Annotated in this window: 20 protein-coding genes; 9 read left to right on the forward strand and 11 right to left on the reverse strand. The window is 65.5% G+C overall.

The genetic code is table 11. The features are described from left to right. Positions 1-5: 5 nt before the first annotated feature. On the reverse strand, positions 6-2,009 hold the full coding sequence (locus CAP37_RS10435; protein WP_086124100.1) for a MacB family efflux pump subunit: 2,004 nt from the start codon (positions 2,007-2,009) through the stop codon (positions 6-8). Further along, the gene (locus tag CAP37_RS10440) at positions 2,006-3,718 is read right to left on the reverse strand and encodes an efflux RND transporter periplasmic adaptor subunit (RefSeq protein ID WP_086124930.1); all 1,713 of its coding nucleotides are present in this window, start codon (positions 3,716-3,718) and stop codon (positions 2,006-2,008) included. The genes CAP37_RS10435 and CAP37_RS10440 overlap by 4 nt, the downstream gene beginning before the upstream one ends. A 134-nt stretch (positions 3,719-3,852) precedes the next feature. On the opposite strand from CAP37_RS10440, the gene CAP37_RS10445 reads away from it, so the two are divergent. Continuing rightward, entirely contained in the window at positions 3,853-5,382 is a 1,530-nt protein-coding gene (locus tag CAP37_RS10445) for an ATP-binding protein (RefSeq protein ID WP_179190185.1), read from the forward strand. Continuing rightward, positions 5,375-6,064 carry a response regulator gene (locus CAP37_RS10450; RefSeq protein WP_086124102.1) on the forward strand — a complete coding sequence of 230 codons (690 nt, stop codon included), beginning with the start codon at positions 5,375-5,377 and terminating at the stop codon, positions 6,062-6,064. Before CAP37_RS10445 ends, CAP37_RS10450 begins: the two co-directional genes overlap by 8 nt. Positions 6,065-6,068: 4 nt before the next feature. Here CAP37_RS10450 and CAP37_RS10455 read toward each other — a convergent pair whose 3' ends face one another. From CAP37_RS10455 to CAP37_RS10480, 6 genes are read right to left on the reverse strand one after another with little or no spacing between them, the layout of a single operon-like run. Then, entirely contained in the window at positions 6,069-6,935 is an 867-nt protein-coding gene (locus CAP37_RS10455; RefSeq protein ID WP_256926928.1) for a metal ABC transporter solute-binding protein, Zn/Mn family, read from the reverse strand. A 32-nt stretch (positions 6,936-6,967) separates the two neighbouring features. Continuing rightward, positions 6,968-7,870 (reverse strand): metal ABC transporter permease, encoded by a 903-nt coding sequence (locus CAP37_RS10460; protein WP_086124104.1) that lies wholly within the window; start codon positions 7,868-7,870, stop codon positions 6,968-6,970. Continuing rightward, a complete protein-coding gene (locus CAP37_RS10465; RefSeq protein WP_086124105.1) occupies positions 7,870-8,613 on the reverse strand; it encodes a metal ABC transporter ATP-binding protein in 744 nt (247 codons plus the stop codon). The genes CAP37_RS10460 and CAP37_RS10465 overlap by 1 nt, the downstream gene beginning before the upstream one ends. Then, the gene (locus CAP37_RS10470; RefSeq protein ID WP_086124106.1) at positions 8,613-9,551 is read right to left on the reverse strand and encodes a metal ABC transporter solute-binding protein, Zn/Mn family; all 939 of its coding nucleotides are present in this window, start codon (positions 9,549-9,551) and stop codon (positions 8,613-8,615) included. The genes CAP37_RS10465 and CAP37_RS10470 overlap by 1 nt, the downstream gene beginning before the upstream one ends. 31 nt (positions 9,552-9,582) lie before the next feature. Next, positions 9,583-10,191 carry a DUF6162 family protein gene (locus CAP37_RS10475; protein WP_086124107.1) on the reverse strand — a complete coding sequence of 203 codons (609 nt, stop codon included), beginning with the start codon at positions 10,189-10,191 and terminating at the stop codon, positions 9,583-9,585. Beyond that, entirely contained in the window at positions 10,188-10,520 is a 333-nt protein-coding gene (locus CAP37_RS10480) for a hypothetical protein (protein WP_218776845.1), read from the reverse strand. The genes CAP37_RS10475 and CAP37_RS10480 overlap by 4 nt, the downstream gene beginning before the upstream one ends. 68 nt (positions 10,521-10,588) lie before the next feature. Between CAP37_RS10480 and CAP37_RS10485 the strand changes: the two genes are divergently transcribed. The 5 genes from CAP37_RS10485 to hemP all read left to right on the forward strand — a co-directional run bounded on the left by CAP37_RS10485 (position 10,589) and on the right by hemP (position 14,033). Next, positions 10,589-11,734: an alpha-hydroxy acid oxidase gene (locus CAP37_RS10485; protein ID WP_086124108.1), complete on the forward strand. Its 1,146-nt coding sequence runs from the start codon at positions 10,589-10,591 to the stop codon at positions 11,732-11,734. A gap of 180 nt (positions 11,735-11,914) precedes the next feature. After that, positions 11,915-12,634: an energy transducer TonB gene (locus CAP37_RS10490; protein ID WP_373271076.1), complete on the forward strand. Its 720-nt coding sequence runs from the start codon at positions 11,915-11,917 to the stop codon at positions 12,632-12,634. Positions 12,635-12,664: 30 nt separating this feature from the next. After that, the gene (locus CAP37_RS10495) at positions 12,665-13,414 is read left to right on the forward strand and encodes a MotA/TolQ/ExbB proton channel family protein (protein ID WP_086124109.1); all 750 of its coding nucleotides are present in this window, start codon (positions 12,665-12,667) and stop codon (positions 13,412-13,414) included. A gap of 11 nt (positions 13,415-13,425) precedes the next feature. After that, positions 13,426-13,839 (forward strand): biopolymer transporter ExbD, encoded by a 414-nt coding sequence (locus CAP37_RS10500; protein WP_086124110.1) that lies wholly within the window; start codon positions 13,426-13,428, stop codon positions 13,837-13,839. After that, positions 13,836-14,033, forward strand: a complete 198-nt coding sequence (gene hemP / locus CAP37_RS10505) for a hemin uptake protein HemP (RefSeq protein ID WP_086124111.1) — start codon at positions 13,836-13,838, stop codon at positions 14,031-14,033. The genes CAP37_RS10500 and hemP overlap by 4 nt, the downstream gene beginning before the upstream one ends. Before the next feature lie 120 nt (positions 14,034-14,153). Here the strand turns inward: hemP and CAP37_RS10510 are convergent, their stop codons facing one another. Then, complete coding sequence (locus CAP37_RS10510; RefSeq protein WP_086124112.1) at positions 14,154-14,561, reverse strand: heme-binding protein; 408 nt, start codon at positions 14,559-14,561, stop codon at positions 14,154-14,156. Positions 14,562-14,809: 248 nt separating this feature from the next. On the opposite strand from CAP37_RS10510, the gene CAP37_RS10515 reads away from it, so the two are divergent. Both CAP37_RS10515 and CAP37_RS10520 read left to right on the forward strand, forming a co-directional pair. Beyond that, on the forward strand, positions 14,810-15,505 hold the full coding sequence (locus CAP37_RS10515; RefSeq protein ID WP_086124933.1) for a Bax inhibitor-1 family protein: 696 nt from the start codon (positions 14,810-14,812) through the stop codon (positions 15,503-15,505). Between the two features lie 111 nt (positions 15,506-15,616). Continuing rightward, complete coding sequence (locus CAP37_RS10520) at positions 15,617-15,988, forward strand: hypothetical protein (RefSeq protein ID WP_256926929.1); 372 nt, start codon at positions 15,617-15,619, stop codon at positions 15,986-15,988. 7 nt (positions 15,989-15,995) lie between these two features. On the opposite strand, the gene rlmD is transcribed toward CAP37_RS10520, so the two are convergent. Together rlmD and CAP37_RS10530 are read right to left on the reverse strand one after the other, a co-directional pair. Next, positions 15,996-17,468, reverse strand: a complete 1,473-nt coding sequence (rlmD, locus tag CAP37_RS10525; protein ID WP_086124114.1) for a 23S rRNA (uracil(1939)-C(5))-methyltransferase RlmD — start codon at positions 17,466-17,468, stop codon at positions 15,996-15,998. A gap of 12 nt (positions 17,469-17,480) precedes the next feature. Further along, entirely contained in the window at positions 17,481-18,266 is a 786-nt protein-coding gene (locus CAP37_RS10530) for a 3'-5' exonuclease (protein ID WP_086124115.1), read from the reverse strand. Between the last annotated feature and the right edge of the window lie 8 nt (positions 18,267-18,274).

The raw sequence follows: 18,274 nt of genomic DNA on the forward strand, positions 1-18,274 counted from the left end.
AGTGCTCATTCCGAAGACAGGGCCACGACAGGGTCGAGCCTTGCGGCCTTGCGCGCCGGCAGATAGCCAAAGATCAGGCCGGTGGCAAACGCGCAGCCAAACGCCAGCACCACCGGGGTCACGGAGTACTGCACCGCGGTGCCGGTGGCGCCGATCACGAAGGCCACACCCAGGCCGATGACGACACCGATCAACCCGCCCAGTGCGGACACCACCAGCGCCTCGATCAAGAACTGCTGCAGGATGTTGCGCATCCGCGCGCCAGTGGCCATGCGGATACCGATTTCGCGGGTGCGTTCGGTCACGCTCACCAGCATGATGTTCATCACCCCGATGCCGCCCACCAGCAGCGAGATCGCGGCGATGGAGCCGAGCAGGATCGTCATGGTGTTCTGGGTCTCGGTCGCCGTGTCGATGATCGAGGCCATGTTGCGAATCTGGAAATCGATCACGCCGTGTCGCTCGGCCAGCAGCGATTCCACGGCCGACTGCGTCTCGTCAATGCGGGCCACGTCGGCGACCGCCACCGTCACGTTGCGCAGAAAACGCTGGCCCGACAACCGCAACTGACTTGTCGCGTAGGGCACCAGCACCACGTCGTCCTGGTCCTGGCCGTTGGGCGATGCACCGCGCGCGCTCATCACGCCGACCACCTGGAAGATCAGGTTGTTGACCAGCACGAACTTGCCCAGCGGCTCCTCGCCGCCAGGAAACAGCGCCCTGGCCACGGTCTGCCCGAGCACCGCCACGGTGGCGTACTCCTGCTCGTCTTCATCGGTGAAGAAGGTGCCGCGAGCCACCTTCCACTGGCGCGCCAGCGGAAACTTTGACGACGTGCCGAGGATGCTGCTCGAATAGTCGGCTTCGCCATACCGCAGCGTGGCGGTGCTGCTCTGCTCGGGCACGGCGGCCAGCACATTGGGCACTTCCTTGTCGATCGCATTCACGTCGGCCAGCACCAGCGTGGCGATGTTCTGAAAACCCCGCTGGTTCGGCGCACCCGGACGCACCAGCAACAGGTTGGATCCCATCGCGCTGATGCGATCGATCACCACTTGCTTGGCGCCATCGCCAATGGCCAGCATCGCAATCACCGAGGCCACGCCGATCACGATGCCCAGCAAGGTGAGGATGGCGCGGAACACGTTGGCGCGCAGCGCACGCAGGGCGGTCTTGGCCGCTTCCACCACATCGCTCAGGTGCGAGATGCGGCCGGCACGCGCGGTCCAGTTCTTCGCCGCCAGCGAGGCCTGGCCTTCGGGAGGCCGTGGGCCCGGGTCGGCGACGATGTTTCCGTCCTTGATTTCAATGACACGCTGGGCATTCTGGGCCACTTCAGCCGCGTGGGTGATGAGGATCACCGTGTGGCCCTGTGCCGCCAGGTCCTTGAGCAACACCATCACGTCGGCGCCGCTCTTGCTGTCGAGCGCACCGGTGGGTTCGTCGGCCAGGATCACCCTGCCTCCATTCATCAGGGCCCGTGCGATCGACACGCGCTGCTGCTGGCCACCCGACAGCTGGTTCGGCCGGTGGTGCATGCGGTCGCCCAGCCCCAGTGAAGCCAGCAACTCGGACGCACGCGCGTGACGCTCGGTCGGCGGGATGCCGGCGTAGACGGCAGGCACCTCCACGTTGTCGGCTGCCGTGCCGGTGGCGATCAGGTTGTAGCTCTGGAAAACGAAGCCGAAAGCATCGCGACGCAGCTCGGCGAGTTCATCGCGTTCGAGCTCCGAGACATCGCGCCCCATGAACAGATAGCGGCCGGTGGTAGGCTTGTCCAGACAGCCCAGGATGTTCATCAGCGTGGATTTCCCCGAACCCGATGCGCCCATGATGGCGACCAGCTCACCCGGGTAGATCTTCAGATCGATGCCGTGCAGAACCTCGACGGCCAGATCGCCGTTGCGGTAGGTCTTGGTGATCCCGCTCAGGTCGATCAGCGGCACGCCAGCGCCCTGCGGCGCGGTGCGCAGCGCCTCGGCCTCGTGCGGCTGCGGCAACTGGCTCATCGACGAGCTCCGCCCGGGGCGCCACCCGGCATGCCGCCAGGGCCCTGCTGGCCCACGCCCGCGCCCTGCTGCGGCGTCGTGGTGCGGCGTTCGGGTTCGCGAACACCCGCAATGACGCGGTCGCCTTCCTTCAGCCCCGACAGCACTTCGGCGTGCACGCGGTTGCTGATGCCGATGGTGATGTCGCGATCTTCGATGCTGCCGTCCGCCGCCATGACCTTGACCTTGGCCTGACGCGGACCGCGTGAAGGGCGTGTGGGGGCATCGTTGCGCGGGATGCCACTGACATTGGGAGCGACCGATCGCGTAGCGCCCTTGCGGGCTGCTGGCACGGTGGGCGCTGATCGCACTGCGGGCGCTGCGGGCGCAGTTGGCACTGAGGACGCGGAGGGCGTTGAGGGTGCTGCGCCAGCGCTGCCACCAGCGGCCTGCGCCTGCTCGCGCTCCTTGCGGCGCTGCTCGCGGAAACGGGCACGTTCTTCTTCCGTCATGTTCTGGAACGCCTCGCGGCTCATGCGCGGGCGTTCACCGGTGGCGCCGCTGGCCTGCGCAACCACCGTGTCGGCCACGGTCTTGAACGCAGCATCGGGAATGAGGGACGACGTGCTGGTACTCCGTGGCGCTGCTGGTGCGCTGGCTGGTGGCGCGGGTGCCGGCATGGTGCCGGGCGTGCTGGCACCGGGGCCACTCTGCTGCGCACCCCGACTACCCTGCGCACCGCGCTGGATCGTCAGTGCAGACATCGGCACCACCAGCACATCCTTGGCCTCGGCGACCACGAAGAACACCTGCGCGGTCATGCTCGTCATGAGGCTGCGGTTGTTGTTCGGCACTTCAAACAGCGCGTTGTAGAGCACCACGTTGTTGGTCACCGTGGGCGTGGGCTCAATCTTCTTGAGCTCCCCATACCAGCGGCGACCCTGGCCACCCAGCGTGGTGAAGTACACCGGCATGCCGCCGCGCAGCTTGCTCACGTCGGCTTCAGACACCTGCGTCTGAACCGTCATGACCGACAGGTCAGCGATGCGCAGAATCGTAGGAGCCGACTGGTTGGTGTTCAGCGTCTGGCCTTGCCGCGCGGTGATGCTCACCACGGTGCCGGCCATGGGCGCATAGATCTTCGTGAACTTGAGGTTGGCCTCTTCCACCCGCATGCTGGCCTGCAGTTGTTCCATCGAAGCCTTGAGCGACTGGATCTGCACGCGCGCGGTCTTCACGGCCGTGTCGGCGTTCTGCAGCGTCTCGGCGGTGGTGGCCTCTTCGGCCATCAGGTTTTTCTGGCGCTGCAGATCGCGCTCGGCCTTGACCAGCGTGAGTTCACGCTCGGCCATCTGCGCCTGCTGGGAACGCAGTTGGGCCCGGCTGGCGTCCACCCGGGCTTGCGAAGTTTCAGCATCGATCTCGGCAAGCAGGTCGCCCTCCTTCACTTCGCTGCCCACTTCCACGTGAATCTTGCGCAACTGGCCAGACACCTGGGCACCCACGTCCACGTAGTCGCGCGGCTGCAGGGAGCCCGTGGCGCTGACCTGGTCTTCGATGTCGCCGCGCTGGACGGTGGCGGTGATATAGGCGCTCTCGGTCTTGGCACCGGGCCCCCAGCGGTACCAGCCATACCCGCCGGCACCCAGCACGGCCAGGCCCACCAGCGCGACGAGGGCCAGCCGCCAAGGGCGGCGGCGGCGAACAACAGGGGCATTGACTTCGTTCATATCGTTGGAGTTCGTGATGGCCATTTGCCGAAAATGAGTCTGCATCGTGCCCGAGAAATATGGAAAGAATGAGCAAACCGCATCGCCCGGTTTGCACAAAGTTTGAAAGATTTGGGTTTAGGCTTACGCTCTCCATGCCGAACGACCACGCCACACCGATCACCCGCCCGCGTGCCTGGCTGGCTCGCTTCGACAGTTTGCGCGTCAAGCTGTTTCTGGCGATTGCGGGCGCCAACATCGTGCTGGTCATGGCGGCCTACCTCATTTACAGCTGGAGCTTTGACAAGGGACTGGTGGAATACCTGAACCAGGCCGACGAAGCGCGCCTGCAGCCCATGGTGGTGCGGCTGGCCGATGGTTACCGCCAGCAAGGCAACTGGGACTGGATCACCACCGATCGCCAGCGCTGGTACGACCTGTCTCGCGAAGTGCTGGGTGTGAGCCGCATGCCCCGACGCACCGAGCCCGGCGCAGCTGGCGGCACACCGGCCGCCTCCGAGCCGCGCGCAGTCCCCGCGCCTTCGCCAGCGCCGGCAGCCAACCCCGCCACACCCGCCGTGCCGCCGCCCTTCACCATCGATCCCCGCCTCCTGCTGCTGGACTCCCAGCGCCAATTGCTGATCGGTCCCGAAGGCCGCATCCAGCAGGCGGTGCTCAAACCCATCGAGGTCAACAACCAGCTCGTGGGCTATCTGGCCTATGTGCCCAGGCTGCAGATGGTGGCCTCGCTCGAACGCGTTTTTCTCGCGCAGCAGACGCGTACCTTTGCCGCCATTGCACTCGGCATGCTGGCGGCCGTGTTGCTGAACGCCGCGCTGATTGCGCGCTGGCTCTCGCGGCGCCTGAACGTGCTGGGCGAGGGCACGGCCGCCGTGGCGCAGGGCGACTACAGCGTGCGCTTGCCCGCGCGAGGTCACGACGAACTCGCCCAGCTCGCCGAGGCGTTCAACCACATGGCCACTTCGCTGCAGGCCGCGCAACAGGTTCGCCGGCAGTGGATCGCCGATATCGCGCACGAACTGCGCACGCCCCTGGCCACCCTGCGCGCCGAGATCGAAGCCCTGCAGGATGGCATTCGCCAGCCCAACCCGGCCAACCTGGACTCGCTGGCGCAGGAGGTGAGTCGCCTCACGCGTCTGGTGGAAGATCTTCGGCTGCTGTCGCTGTCGGACCTTGGCGCGCTCGACTACCGCTTCGCACCGGTCGACCTCGGCAGGTTCGTCGGCCACCACCTGAGCGATGCCGCCGGTCTGCCGGGCAAGCCGCTGCAGGTGCGAAGCGAGCTCGATGCAGGCGTTCAGATCCGGGCCGATGGGGACCGGCTGGATCAGGTGCTGTCGAACCTGCTGCAGAACACGCAGCGCTACAGCGCCGATCCCGCCACGCTCAACGTGCAGGTGCGCGGCCACGAAACCGAGGCCCAGCTCACCTGGGAAGACACGGGACCGGGCGTACCGCCCGAAGCCCTGCCCCGCCTGACCGAGCGGCTCTATCGGGTGGACGAGTCCCGTGCGAGCGCCAGTGGTGGATCGGGCCTGGGCCTGGCCATCGCTCGCGCCATTGTTGAAGGCCATGGGGGCCGCATGCAGGCTTCGGCCAGCGCGCTCGGTGGTCTGCGCTGGGACATCTGGCTGCCGCTGCACACGGAAACTGCAAATGGCTGAACGCATCCTGATCGTCGAGGACGAAAACAAGATCGCCAGCGTGCTGCTGGACTACCTGACGCAATCCGGCTTCGAGGTCCACCATCTCATGCGCGGCGATGAGGTCGAGCCCTGGCTCGAGAGCCATCCCGTCGATCTCGTGCTGCTGGACCTGATGCTGCCGGGGAAAAGCGGGCTGGATATCTGCAAGGCGCTGCGTGCCGGCAAGCCTGGGCAGCCAACGCCGGCCATCATCATGGTGACCGCACGCGTGGAAGAGATCGATCGCCTGCTCGGCCTCGAACTCGGGGCCGACGACTACATTTGCAAACCCTTCAGCCCGCGAGAAGTGGTGGCGCGCGTGAAGGCGGTGCTGCGGCGCGGTGCGCATGCGGTTGCGCCTGCCGACGAACTGCCGAGCGGACTGAAACTGGAAGATGCCGACTGGCGGGCCAGCATCGCGGGACACGACCTGGGCCTGACCGCCGTGGAATACCAGCTGCTCAAGGTGCTGAGCGCGCGGCCAGGTCGCATCTTCTCGCGCGAACAGTTGATGGACCTGATGTACAAGGACGAGCGCATCGTCTCCGACCGCACGGTCGACAGCCACATCAAGAAGCTGCGTCGCAAGATTGAAGACCGGCTGCCGGGGCAGGACCTGATCCACTCGGTCTACGGCCTCGGCTACAAGTACGAACCCTGAGCCATCAGCGGCTGGCGATGGCACCCAGCCGCTCGGTGTTCTCCCGCAGTTCCCCCACCGGGTCGCGTCCTTCGGTCAACAACACGATGGCCCGTGCGCCCGATTGCTGCACCGCCAATGCCAGCGCGGCCGGCAATTCGCGGTGGTGCAGCACGGCCACCACCGAGGCGCTGCGCAACCGCCGCGTCAGCTCAGCCAGTGCGTCGGGCGTCCAGGCTTCATCGGCACGGGCATCGGTGCCTGCGGTGTCGAGGTTGAAGCCATTGGTGAGGTAGTCGAGTCGATCCGACAGACTGAACACCGTGAGGTTGCTCGCCGCCGCCAGGCGAGCTTCGCTCCCGGCCGTGGTGGCCAGCAATTGCTGGCGCAGTGCGGCCACATTGGCCAGCAGGCGGGGCCTGGCCGCCGGCACCAGCCGAGCGACATCACTGGCGATCACGTCGGCCATGCGCCCGAGATTCACGGGATCGAGCCAGGGCAGCGCGTTGGCCGATGCGTCGCCTTCCTGCAAGGCCATGCCGGGCAGCGATGCGTCCAAAGGGCGCGCGGCGTCGATTTCAATCAAGCGGATGTTCTGCCGGCGCGCCAGGGGAAACAGGGGATCGTCGGGCCAGATGGATCGCAGCGCAATCACAGCGTCTGCCTGGCGGGCGGCTTCGCCGAGCCCGGCCGCACCACGGCCCGTGAAGAAGGCCAGCTGACGGCTGGGTGGCAGCGTCTCTGGCACCGGGCGCAGCACCACAATGCCGGTATCCCGCGCCAGGGCGGTCGTGAGCGCGGCGACCACGGGATGGGCCACGAGCAATCGCGTGGGAGCGGCAGTCTGTGCCGTGGCGGCGGACATGGCGAACAGGAGGGTCAGCAGACCCATCCAGCGAAGAGCGAATGGAAACGGACGCGAGTTCATCCAGCATGACCTTTCAAAGCCGGCGTAAAACCCCGGATGACCGCCGCGAGTGCGAACAGCCCGCCGGCGGTGAGGATGATGGCCGCGCCCGACGGCACCGGCAGTTCGAGTTCGATCGGCACCAGAATGCCGATCTGTGTGCTGACGGTGGCAATGCCCACGCTTAGCCAGAAGAATCCGCGCAGTGAAAGGCTCAGCAGGCGAGCCGCAGCGGCAGGAATGATCAGCAAGGCGCCCACCAGAATGGCGCCAATGACCTTGACCGAGGCCACCGTGACGATCGTCACCAGCACCACGAAGAGATAGTCCAGCAGCTTCACGCGCACGCCGCGCACACTGGCGAGTTGCGGGTTGAAGCTGGCCAGCATGAAGCGGTTGTAGAGCGGCACCGTGAGCACCACCACCAGCGTGCCGACCACCCCCAGCACGAGCAGATCGCCCGCGTCGACCGTGAGCACCGAGCCAAACAGCACGTTCTCCAGAATGTGGATGTTCACGCGACCCGAGAGCATCAGCAGCAGGCTCGCGCCCATGGCCAGCGAGACCGCGAGGAACACGCCGATCAAGGTGTCGGGCGATAGCCCGGTGCGGTTGCGCAGATAGTTCAGCAGCATGCCGAACAGCAGGCAGTAAGCGAAGAGACTCCCGTAAGGCCCGGTGTAGGGCTCACCCAGCAAGATGCCGATGGCCACACCGGTGAGGGCAGCGTGCCCCACGGCCTCGGAAAAGAACGCGAGCCGCTTGACCACGACCAGCGTGCCCAGGCCACCGAGCACCGGCCCGATGAACAGACCCGCCAGCACGGCGTTGACCACGAACCCATAGGCCAGCGAGGCCGGCAGCGTGCCCTCCCCGGCCAGATGCTGGATGGTCTGACGAAAAGTGTCGAACGCGCTCATCAGACCTCCACCTTCTCTTTTTCTTCTTCACGTCGGTGCCGGCTGGAAAACAGTGCCAGCACACGCTGCGGTGTCAACGTCTGCGCGGCAGCGCCATCGAACAACACCTGCCGGTTCAGGCCAGTCACCTGGTCCGCCAGGCGCGTGACGGCATCGAGGTCGTGCTCGATCCACAACACGGTCACGCGAGTCTCCCGCCAGTGCGCGAGCAGGTTCTCGAACGTCTCCACGCCGGCTTCGTCCAGCGCAGACATGGGCTCATCGAGCAGGATGAGGTCGGGCGCGGGAATGAGCGCTTGCGCCAGCAGCACGCGCTGTCGCTCCCCGCCAGACAAGGCACCCATGCGGCGGTTCGATTTCTCCAGCATGCCGACCTGGCGCAAGGCCTGCTCCACCGGCACCTTCCAGCGCGGCGAAAGACCCAGAAACACCGGCCGGCGCTGGCACATCGCACCCATGAAATCCATCACCGTCATGGGCAGGCCGGCGTCGAAGGCCAGCGCCTGCGGCACGTAGCCCACCGTGCCCGGATGCTCGCCGGGCCAGGCCAGGCTGATGCGGCCCCGATGCGGCACCTGGCCCAGCAGGGCCTTGAACAACGAACTCTTGCCACCGCCGTTGGGTCCCACGAGCGCATGCACGCTGCCAGCTTCCACGCGCAGGTTCACCTGCCGCAGGATCTCGGTGTGGCCCAGCGTGAGATCGACAGATTCAAACGCGATGCCCGGTCCACCTGCGGCCATCAAACCGACTCCCGGATCGCGCGAACCACGGTGGCCAGGTTGCGGTCAATCTCCTGCTCGAACTTGTCGGCGGTGTACGGGCCATGCGAGATGTGCGTCAACGCATAAAGACGCACGCCGGTCTCTCGGCGGATGGTGTCGACGTAGGCCGAGGGGAAGTCCATCTCCGAGAAGATCACCTTCACATCGAGCGAACGGATCTGGTCGATCGTGCCCTTGAGTTGCGAGGGGCTGGGCTCGATGCCGTGCGCCGGCTCCACCACGGCCGCAACCTCCAGGCCGAACTCCCGCAGCAGGTAGTCGTAAGCGCCGTGGATGGTGGCAATGCGCAAACCACTGGCGGGCGCCTGGGCCAGTTCACCCAGCGCGTCGGCCCGAAGCTTGCGCAGTTTCTGCGCGTAAGCGCGGGCGTTGGCGGTGTACGCCGCGGCGTTCGCGGGGTCGAGCTTGCCCAGCTCGCGCGCAATGGTGTTGACCTGCGAGATCGACGCGGTCACCGACAGAAAGGTGTGCGGATTCACCACCTTGCCCGAGGTGCCTCGCCCGGTTCCCACCGCCGCGAGCAACGGCACCTGGGCGTTGGCCTCGATCACTTTCAGCCCGGGCTTCTCGCTCGCCGCAATCATCCGGCTCGCAAAGTCGTCGTGCCCAACGCCGTTGACCACGATCACGTCGAGCGAGCCAATGCGCTTGATGTCCTCGGTGCGGGGTTCGTAGGCATGGGGGTTGAAACCGGCGGGAATCACCGGCACCACGTCGGCCAGCTCGCCGACCACGTTGGCCACATAGCTGTAATAGGGATGCAGCGTCACGCCGATGCGCAGCTTGCGCGCCTGGGCAGAAGCCGGCGCGCCGGTTCCAGCGAGCGCCACGGGCGCCCAGGCCAGGGCGCACAGCAGTCGCCGGCGGCTCGCAGAAGGCTTGTCCTGAAATGACATGAAGGGTCCTTAAAAAGAGAACAGAACGGGCTCAGTGCGCGGCGTCCTTGCGCGTCACACCGGCGTCGTATCGCACCACCACCTGGCGCCAGCCCTGCCGCTTGAGCGATGCGTCGTCGAGCTGCTCGGGCCAGGTCTGCGGGCCTTCGCGCTGCACCCAGACCTGGCCGACCTCGCCGTGCCCGTGCGCGTCTTTCGCGCCACCCGCATCCGAGGCCGGCAGACGCAGCAGGAACGAGGCCGCCACAGCAGGCGCCGCAGTGCGCCCCACGTAGGCCGCGTCAAGTCCTTGTGCGGCCGTGCGCCACTCGTGCGCTCCACGTGCGGCTGCACCTGCGCCCGCGGCGAACGGCGGCAGATCCATCTCGCGCAGTTGTTCCACACCCGGCAGCTTTTTGTCGATCGCGGCCAAAGCGCCGATTTCTTCGGCCGCCACCAGCAGGTCTGCGTGCACACCTTGCTCTGCGGCATTGAGCTGCGTGCGGGCATCAATCTGATAGGGCGCCAGGGCCGCCTGTGCGTCCGGCTGCGCCCGCGTGCCAACGACCAGCGCAGCCACCGCGAGCACGCTCGCCGCCGCCAGCATCACCCAAAGCGTTTCATGGCCCGCGCCGGCGGGTCTCACCACTTGCACGCTCATGGTTTGATTTCGGTGTGGTCGACCTCGGACGAGTGTTCTCCGCCGTCTTCCAGGCGCACAAAGAACTCGCCCGCTGGCCGCTTGAACTGCAGGGCTGAATCGCTGCCCAGCGTGCTCTTGAGAAGCACGCGCTCGTCGTACGACTTCACCAGCACCGACATGCCAGCCGCGTCGCTGCCGTCCGAGAACTCCCCCACGCAGCGCACCATGCCTTCGGCCCCGGGCTTGCAAGTGAGCATCAGGCTGTGCGCCGACGCAATACCAGCGATTGCCGACGCGCCGAAACAAAGGGTGGCCTTCACGAGGTGTGTGCAAGAGGTGTGTCGCATGGTGATCTGGCAGGCCATGAAAGATTGAACGATAATGCGAATTGTTCCTAATTATATCGAGCATTTTCATGCGCACAGCCCCGCACGATCTGCCCAGTGGCCTCGCGTCGCTGGGCGACCACGAACGCTACGCCCGCGAGGTGCTCGATGACCCGACCTGGGCCTACCTGTTCGGCGCTGCAGCAGACGAATTGACCCATGGCCGGAACATCGAGGCCTGGCGCGAACTGGAGCTGATTCCGCGCGTGCTGCGGCCTCTGGCAGGCGGGCACACGCGCATCGAACTGCTGGGCCGCGAACGCCCCCACCCGATCCTTGTCGCGCCGATGGCTTTTCACCGGCTCGCCCATCCCGATGGAGAACTCGCCACGGCACTGGCCGCCGCTGCGCTGGGCGCCGGACTGGTGGTGAGCACGCAGGCCAGCTGCCGGCTGGAGGACGTGGCCGGCACCTTCCTGCCCGGCGAGGATCGCGGCCCGCTGTGGTTCCAGCTCTATCTGCAACCCGACCGCGCTTTCACCCGCGATCTGGTGCAACGGGCCGAGGCGGCAGGCTACGAGGCGCTGGTCCTCACGGTCGACGCGCCGGTGCAGGGAGCGCGGGACCGTGAGCGCCGCGCCGGCTTTCGCCTGCCTGCCGGCGTGCGCGCCGTCAACCTCGACGGCCTGCGGTCACCTCCACCCGCCACGCTCCCGGCAGCGCAGAGCGCCCTGTTCGACGACCTGCTGCTCCATGCGCCCACCTGGGACGATGTGTCGTGGCTGCGCTCGGTCACTCGCCTGCCGGTGCTGCTGAAAGGCGTGCTGCACGCAGACGACGCAAGGCTGGCCATCGAACACGGCATCGCCGGGTTGATCGTGTCCAACCACGGTGGCCGCACGCTTGACACCGCCATCACCACCGCCGCCGCACTGCCAGCGCTCGTTGAGACCGTTCAAGGCCGAGTACCTTTGCTGGTGGACGGCGGCATCCGTCGCGGCAGCGACGTGTTGAAAGCGATGGCCCTTGGCGCGTCGGCCGTGCTGGTGGGGCGCCCGGTGCTGCATGGTCTGGCCAACGCGGGCGCGCAGGGCGTGGCGCATGTGCTCCGCTTGTTGCGCGACGAACTCGAAATCGCCATGGCTCTCACTGGCTGCCGTACGCTGGCAGACGCAGGCAAGGTTCCCATGGCCACCAGAGCCAGGAAAAATCAGGACTTTTTCAACTTTTCTTGAGAATGCGAAACATTCTTGTTTAGAATGACTCCCATATGCAAACACCGATGCCCAGCGAAAGGAGCCACCATGACCACCGGATTGACCGTTCTGGGAGCCAGTGTTCTGCTGCTCCTGCTCGCCGTGTGGTGGGTTTTTCGCCATTGACCCAGCCTGGCGGCCCTCGATTTCGCTAAGCTCATGACCCTCGCCCGCGCAAACCCTGCGCTGAACTTTCCCGCACCTCTGGACGCCATGCCGCGCCGCCTGAACCGTCGCGTTGCCATCGTGCTATCCGTCCTCGGACTGCACGTGCTGGCCGTGTGGGCGCTGCAAAGTGGATTGCTGCGCCGGGCCATGGAAATCGTGATCCCCGTGCAGGTGCTGGCCGAGTTGATCGAGCCTCCTCAACCCGTCGCCGAACCGCCGCCGCCAGCGCCGGTGGTGGCAGCCCCCACGCCGCCCAAGCCCAGGCCGCGCCCTGTTCCGCAACCTCAGCCCCAACCCGTTGCGGCGCCCGAGCCCATGCCACTGGCGCCGGTGGTTCCGGTCGCGCCACCGGCTCCACCTGCCCCACCAGAGCCGATCGTCGCGGCTGCGCCGCCGCCGGCCCCGCCTGCGCCGCCTGCACCGCCGCGAATCGAATTGCCTTCTAGCAACGCCGACTACCTCAAGAACCCGCCACCGCCCTACCCGCCGATGTCGAAGCGCCTGGGCGAGCAGGGCCGCGTGGTCGTGCGCGCCTTCATCCAGCTCGATGGCACCGCTTCGCGCGCCGAAGTGCAGCGCTCCAGTGGCTTCGAGCGGCTGGACCAGACCGCCGTGCAGACCGTGCTGCGGTGGCGCTACGTACCCGGCAAGCGCGCGGGTGTGCCAGAGGCGATGTGGTTCAACATCCCGATCAATTTCGTCTTGGAATAAGTCACCCTTTTCGCAGGAGTCAGCAGCATCATGGAACCGCAAATCGCATCATCGGGCCTCGCCCACGTCTGGACGCAGGGCGACTGGGTCACACGTTCGGTCGCCATCGTGCTGCTGCTCATGTCGCTCGCCACCTGGGTCATCATTCTGTGGAAGGCGCTGGACCAGCGCGCCCAGCGCGCGCAAGCCAAAGGTGTTGAAGGCTTCTGGCACAGCGCCGACTTCGCCGAAGGGCTGGACAAGCTCGGCTCGCCCGAAGGCAACCCGTTTCGCGCGGTCGCCCTCGAAGGCCGTGAGTCCACCCGCCACATCCTGCACAAGGACGGCCACAACGGCATGCCACCGCAACGCCAGTTGCACGACAGTCTGGACGTGAGCGACTGGGTGGAGCGCTCGCTTCGCAAGAGTGTGGACGACTTCACCGCCCGCGCACAAAGCGGCCTGTCAGTGCTGGCCTCGGTGGCCTCCACCGCGCCCTTCGTGGGTCTGTTCGGCACCGTCTGGGGCATCTACCACGCCCTTCTCAGCATTGGTGCGGCCGGTCAGGTCAGCATCGACCAGGTGGCGGGTCCCATCGGCGAGGCCTTGATCATGACGGCGCTGGGCCTGCTGGTGGCGATTCCCGCCGTGCTGGGCTACAACGCCCTGGTGCGCGGCAACAAGGGCATCAGCCATCAGCTCAACCGTTTCGCACACGACCTGCACGCCTACTTCGTGACCGGAGCGCGCGTCACCGCGAGCGGTGACGGCAAGGTGCTGCCCATGAAGAAAGCCCAGTAAGGAGCACCGCCATGGCCATAGGAACCACCCAGGACAGCGACGAGATGATGAGCGAGATCAACATGATCCCGTTCATCGACGTGATGCTGGTGCTGCTGATCATCTTCATCATCACCGTGCCCGTGATCAAGCACGCGGTGAACATCGAGCTGCCGCAGGCCAGCTTGGAGAAGGTGGTGGACAAGCCTGAGAACATTCGCCTGTCGGTGGATGCCGATGGGGTCTACTTCTGGAACGAGCAGCGCGTGGACGACGCCGACTTCACCGCCCGTCTGCAGGCCGCAGCGGCAAAAGAGCCGCAACCTGAGCTGCACATCCGCGGCGACAAGGCGGTGCGGTACGAGCGCGTGGCCCTGGCCATGGCATCGGCGCAGCGCGCTGGCGTGCGCAAGATCGGCTTCATCACGGAGCCAGCTGCACCATGAACACACAAGTGCCTTCGCCACCCACCGACCGCGAGCTGCACAGCGACGCACCCGCGCCCCTGGCGGGCTCCGAGCTCCCGGTTTTGCCCAGCGCCACCCTGCTGCGTGGCCAGAAGGCAGTGGCGATCGATCACAACGGCTCGCTCTACAGGCTGCAGACCACGCGGCAGGGCAAACTGATTCTTACCAAATAGCACCGGGCATTTTTACCGGCAAACGTTTTTTCATCGTGGGGCGACCCGGGGATCTCACTTTCCCCGAGCGTCGTTTTTAGCCAGCCAAGGGGTACTCCACCTCACTAGCCAGGCATTTTTTTACAGCCCGATGGCTGCAATCCCCGCGCGCGCGACCTGAGCATCCTCGGTCGACTTCACCCCGCTCACACCCACCGCCCCCAGGCATTGCCCGTCTTTCATGATCGGGACGCCACCTTCGAGCATGCCCGCCAGCTGCGGTGCGCTCAGGAAAGACGTGCGGCCCTGGTTGATGATGTCCTCGTAAATCTTGCTCTCGCGCCGGCCCATGGCAGCGGTGTGCGCCTTTGCGGGTGCAATGTGAGCTGAAATGGCGGCGGCGCCATCAAGACGCTGCAGCGAAAGCAGGTGGCCGCCGTCATCCACGATGGCGATGGTCACTGCCCACTGGTTCTTCAACGCCTCGGCTTCGGCGGCAGCGGCGATCAGTTTGACGTCGGCATTGTCGAGAACGGGCTTGTTTTTCATGAACTTGGTCCTAAATTGACGATCAGAGAGTGTTGCAGGCGGCAATGCAGCTGCCAGAGGTGTGCAACGGGAACGATAACGCCGAGATTGTGGTGCTGGAAGGCACAAGTGACCTTACCAAATCGGTGTTTTCCGCCCCGCTGTCTCCCTGGCGACCCAGAGCCCTACAATGCAGTTTCACCGGTTGCGCGGGCATCCTGCCTGCTGTCACCGGCCCCGAGTGTCAGATGATGAAGGAGATCACCACCATGACCGACCACGTACAGACCAGCGGCCGCTTCGGCACCGCGGTTTCCACCGATGCGCAGCGCAACAAAGTCATGCGCAACACCTACTGGCTGCTGGCGCTGTCCATGCTGCCCACCGTGCTGGGCGCCTGGATCGGCGTGCAGACCGGGATCACCGCCAGCCTGACCGGGGGACTGGGCCTGATCGTCTTCCTGGGCGGAGCGTTTGCGTTCATGTTCGCCATTGAAAAGACCAAGAACTCCGCTGCCGGTGTGCCGGTGCTGCTGGGCTTCACCTTCTTCATGGGCCTGATGCTCTCGCGCCTGCTGGCGATGGTGCTCGGTTTCTCGAACGGCTCCAGCCTCATCATGACCGCTTTCGGCGGCACGGCAGGCGTGTTCTTCATCATGGCCAACCTGTCCACGGTCATCAAGCGCGACCTGTCCGGCATGGGCAAGTGGCTGTTCGTGGGCGCCCTGGCGATCATGATCGGCGCCATCATCAACGTCTTTGTGGGCAGCACCGCCGGCATGGCTGCCATCGCCACCCTGGCCATCGTGGTGTTCAGTCTGTACCTGCTGTATGACCTGAAGCGCATCGTGGATGGTGGCGAAACCAACTACATTACCGCCACCCTGGGCCTGTACCTGAGCCTGTTCAACATCTTCCAGAGCCTGCTGATGATGCTGGGCCTGTTTGGCGGCGACCGCGAGTAACTGCCCGCGAAACCAACAAAAAGGGACCTTCGGGTCCTTTTTTGTTGGGCGCGTGCCGAGGAATATTTCCGCTTCCCAGCGTCAAGTTCTGGCCCAAAGCGCCGAAACATCATGGAAACCACCCACCCTGCCATGCGCCACACCGTCTTCACCCTCTGCATCCTGAGCGCCGCCACGCTGTTGAGCGGCTGCGAGGCGCTGGGCATCGAAACGGCCACGCAGGTCAACGCCAAGAAGGAAGCCGAAGGCAAGGCCATTGGCAGCGCCTGCCGCCACGCGGTGCGCAGCATCGAGGACTGCTTCGGCAACTACCCCCGTGCCGGCAAGGCCGCGGTTTTCGCCGGCTGGCGGGAAATGGACGAGTACATGCGGGAAAACTCGATCGTGGGCATGCCTGCCGAGCCCACCCCCAGCCCGGCGCAGGGCAAAGCTGGAGACGCCGCCCACGGCGACAAACCGGCCAGCGCGGCCCGCACCTCCTGATCTGAATTCAAACGCTGCCGTCGCCCGGCACGCGTGACGGATCCAGCTCGAACACCGCCATGCTTTCCACGTGCGCGGTATGCGCAAACATGTTGACCACGCCAGCTGCGGCACAGCGGTAACCCGCCTGGTGCACCAGCAGCCCTGCATCGCGCGCCAGCGTGGCCGGATTGCAACTCACGTAGACGATGCGCTGCGGAGGTGTCCAGCCTGCACGCATCGCGGGATGCTGGTGCAGATCGGCCATGGCTTTGGCCAGGGCAAATGCGCCCTCGCGCGGCGGATCGACCAGCCACTTCTGCGCAACGCCATCGGCCACCAGTTGCTCCGGCGTCATCTCGAACAGGTTGCGCGCCGCGAACGTGGTGGGCGCAAGCGGCCGATCGCGCCCCACCTGGTTGCCCGCCAAGTTTTCGCGCGATCGCGCGACCAGTGTCTCGCTGCCTTCGATACCCAGTACCTCACCGGCCGTGGTTGCAATGGGCAGGGTGAAATTGCCCAGGCCACAGAACCAGTCGATCACGCGCTCGTTGGAGCGCGCATCCAGCAGGCGCAGTGCACGCGCCACCAGCACGCGATTGATGAACGGATTGACCTGCGTGAAATCGGTCGGCTTGAAGGGCATCTGGATGCCGAATTCAGGCAGCGCATACGACAGGGTCGCACCGCCCTGGTCCAGCAACTTCACCGTTTCAGGCCCTTTGGACTGCAGCCACCACTGCACGCTGTGCGCGGTGGCGAAGGCTCGCAAGCGAGCCAGATCGGCCTCGCTCAGGGGTTCAAGGTGCCGCAACACCAGGGCGGTGACCTCATCGCCACAAGCCAGCTCGATCTGCGGGCAGGTTTCGCGCGCGTCCATCTCGAAGATGAGGGCGCGCAGCGGGAGCAGCATGGCGCTCACGTGAGGGGGAAGAACCGGGCAGACCTTCATGTCGGCCACGTAGCGGCTCTTGCGTTCGTGAAAACCGATCAGCACCTCGCCTTTCTTGTGCACATGGCGCACCGACAAGCGAGCGCGGTAACGGTAACCCCAGGCCGGGCCTTCAATGGGACGCAGCAGGTTGTCGGCCTTGACCTTGCCCAGGTGCCAGAGGTTGTCTTCCAGCACGCGCTGCTTGATCGCGACCTGCGCCGATTCGTGCAGGTGCTGCATCTTGCAGCCGCCACAGGCACCCGCGTGCAGGCCGAAATGCGGACACCCAGGGCGCACCCGCTGCGAGGACTCGCGGTGAACAGCGGTCACTGTGCCGGCTTCCCAGTTGTTCTTTTTGCGGTGTACGTTCAGGCTGACGTGCTCGAAGGGCAAAGCACCCTCGATGAAAACCACCTTGCCATCGGGACGGCGGGCGATGCCCTGGGCGTCGATGTCCAGGGATTCCACGGCGAGCCAGCCGTCAGGGAGCGGATTTTCCGGCGTGTCGTGGGCCGCCGCGCTGGCGGTGGTGAGAAGGCTGTTTTCGTGAAGGGTGGACGCTGTCATCCACCGATTGTCTCAGGCCCAGGCCTTGAGATATTCATCCCAATGCGCTTCACTGGGCGCGAGGTTGCCCAGTGTCTCCTTCACCATCGCGATTTCCTGCTCGTACTCAGCTTCGGTAAGACCACCGCGCATTTTCTGGAAACGGCAATACACCAGGTAGGTGTTCATGACGTCGGTTTCACAATAGCGGCGAATGTCTTCGGTCTGGCCCGCGAGGTACTGCGCGTACACCTGCGAGCCGTCCATGCCGAGCTTGCCCGGAAAGCCGCACAGCTTGGCCATGGCGTCGAGTGGCGCATTGTTCTTGGGCGAGTACATGGCCAGCAGGTCCATCAGGTCCAGGTGGCGCATGTGGTAGCGGCTGATGTAGTTGTTCCATTTGAACTCGCGATCATCCTCGCCGAGGTCCCAGTACTTGCTGGCCTCCACTCCATGGCGCAGACCCCGGTAGTGCAACACCGGCAGATCGAATCCGCCACCGTTCCAGCTCACGAGCTGGGGGACCTTGTTGTCGATGGACCTGAAAAAGTTCTGCACGACCTTGCCTTCGCTCTGGCCGTCCCGGTCGACAAACGAGCGGATGTGGATGCCGGTGGCATCGCGCAGCACGCAGCTGATGACCAGCACACGCTGCAGGTGCAGGGGCATGAAATCGCTCTGCCCTTTTTCCTTGCGCTGGGCAAGCCAGGCGGCATACACCTGCTCGTCCGTCTCTTCGGCAGGCGCGCCGCGCAAGGCGCGAAGTCCGTCAACGTCGGGGATGGACTCGATGTCGAAAACGAGGACGGGCCAGACCATGCAGCGCG

The sequence above is a fragment of the Hydrogenophaga sp. IBVHS1 genome (assembly GCF_002127265.1).
In the GTDB taxonomy this organism is placed as follows: Bacteria; Pseudomonadota; Gammaproteobacteria; order Burkholderiales; family Burkholderiaceae_C; genus Hydrogenophaga.

Excerpts from the sequence above, each read along its gene's own strand:
- CAP37_RS10530 (WP_086124115.1), bottom strand. The coding sequence starts at position 18,266 with ATGGTCTGGCCCGTCCTCGTTTTCGACATCGAGTCCATCCCCGACGTT.
- CAP37_RS10490 (WP_373271076.1), top strand. The coding sequence starts at position 11,915 with ATGACCCTCGCCCGCGCAAACCCTGCGCTGAACTTTCCCGCACCTCTG.
- CAP37_RS10465 (WP_086124105.1), bottom strand. The coding sequence starts at position 8,613 with ATGGCCGCAGGTGGACCGGGCATCGCGTTTGAATCTGTCGATCTCACG.
- CAP37_RS10485 (WP_086124108.1), top strand. The coding sequence starts at position 10,589 with ATGCGCACAGCCCCGCACGATCTGCCCAGTGGCCTCGCGTCGCTGGGC.
- CAP37_RS10500 (WP_086124110.1), top strand. The coding sequence starts at position 13,426 with ATGGCCATAGGAACCACCCAGGACAGCGACGAGATGATGAGCGAGATC.
- CAP37_RS10450 (WP_086124102.1), top strand. The coding sequence starts at position 5,375 with ATGGCTGAACGCATCCTGATCGTCGAGGACGAAAACAAGATCGCCAGC.
- CAP37_RS10440 (WP_086124930.1), bottom strand. The coding sequence starts at position 3,718 with ATGAACGAAGTCAATGCCCCTGTTGTTCGCCGCCGCCGCCCTTGGCGG.
- CAP37_RS10495 (WP_086124109.1), top strand. The coding sequence starts at position 12,665 with ATGGAACCGCAAATCGCATCATCGGGCCTCGCCCACGTCTGGACGCAG.
- CAP37_RS10515 (WP_086124933.1), top strand. The coding sequence starts at position 14,810 with ATGACCGACCACGTACAGACCAGCGGCCGCTTCGGCACCGCGGTTTCC.
- rlmD (WP_086124114.1), bottom strand. The coding sequence starts at position 17,468 with ATGACAGCGTCCACCCTTCACGAAAACAGCCTTCTCACCACCGCCAGC.
- CAP37_RS10520 (WP_256926929.1), top strand. The coding sequence starts at position 15,617 with ATGGAAACCACCCACCCTGCCATGCGCCACACCGTCTTCACCCTCTGC.
- CAP37_RS10455 (WP_256926928.1), bottom strand. The coding sequence starts at position 6,935 with ATGGGTCTGCTGACCCTCCTGTTCGCCATGTCCGCCGCCACGGCACAG.
- CAP37_RS10445 (WP_179190185.1), top strand. The coding sequence starts at position 3,853 with ATGCCGAACGACCACGCCACACCGATCACCCGCCCGCGTGCCTGGCTG.
- CAP37_RS10460 (WP_086124104.1), bottom strand. The coding sequence starts at position 7,870 with ATGAGCGCGTTCGACACTTTTCGTCAGACCATCCAGCATCTGGCCGGG.
- CAP37_RS10475 (WP_086124107.1), bottom strand. The coding sequence starts at position 10,191 with ATGAGCGTGCAAGTGGTGAGACCCGCCGGCGCGGGCCATGAAACGCTT.
- hemP (WP_086124111.1), top strand. The coding sequence starts at position 13,836 with ATGAACACACAAGTGCCTTCGCCACCCACCGACCGCGAGCTGCACAGC.
- CAP37_RS10470 (WP_086124106.1), bottom strand. The coding sequence starts at position 9,551 with ATGTCATTTCAGGACAAGCCTTCTGCGAGCCGCCGGCGACTGCTGTGC.
- CAP37_RS10510 (WP_086124112.1), bottom strand. The coding sequence starts at position 14,561 with ATGAAAAACAAGCCCGTTCTCGACAATGCCGACGTCAAACTGATCGCC.
- CAP37_RS10480 (WP_218776845.1), bottom strand. The coding sequence starts at position 10,520 with ATGCGACACACCTCTTGCACACACCTCGTGAAGGCCACCCTTTGTTTC.
- CAP37_RS10435 (WP_086124100.1), bottom strand. The coding sequence starts at position 2,009 with ATGAGCCAGTTGCCGCAGCCGCACGAGGCCGAGGCGCTGCGCACCGCG.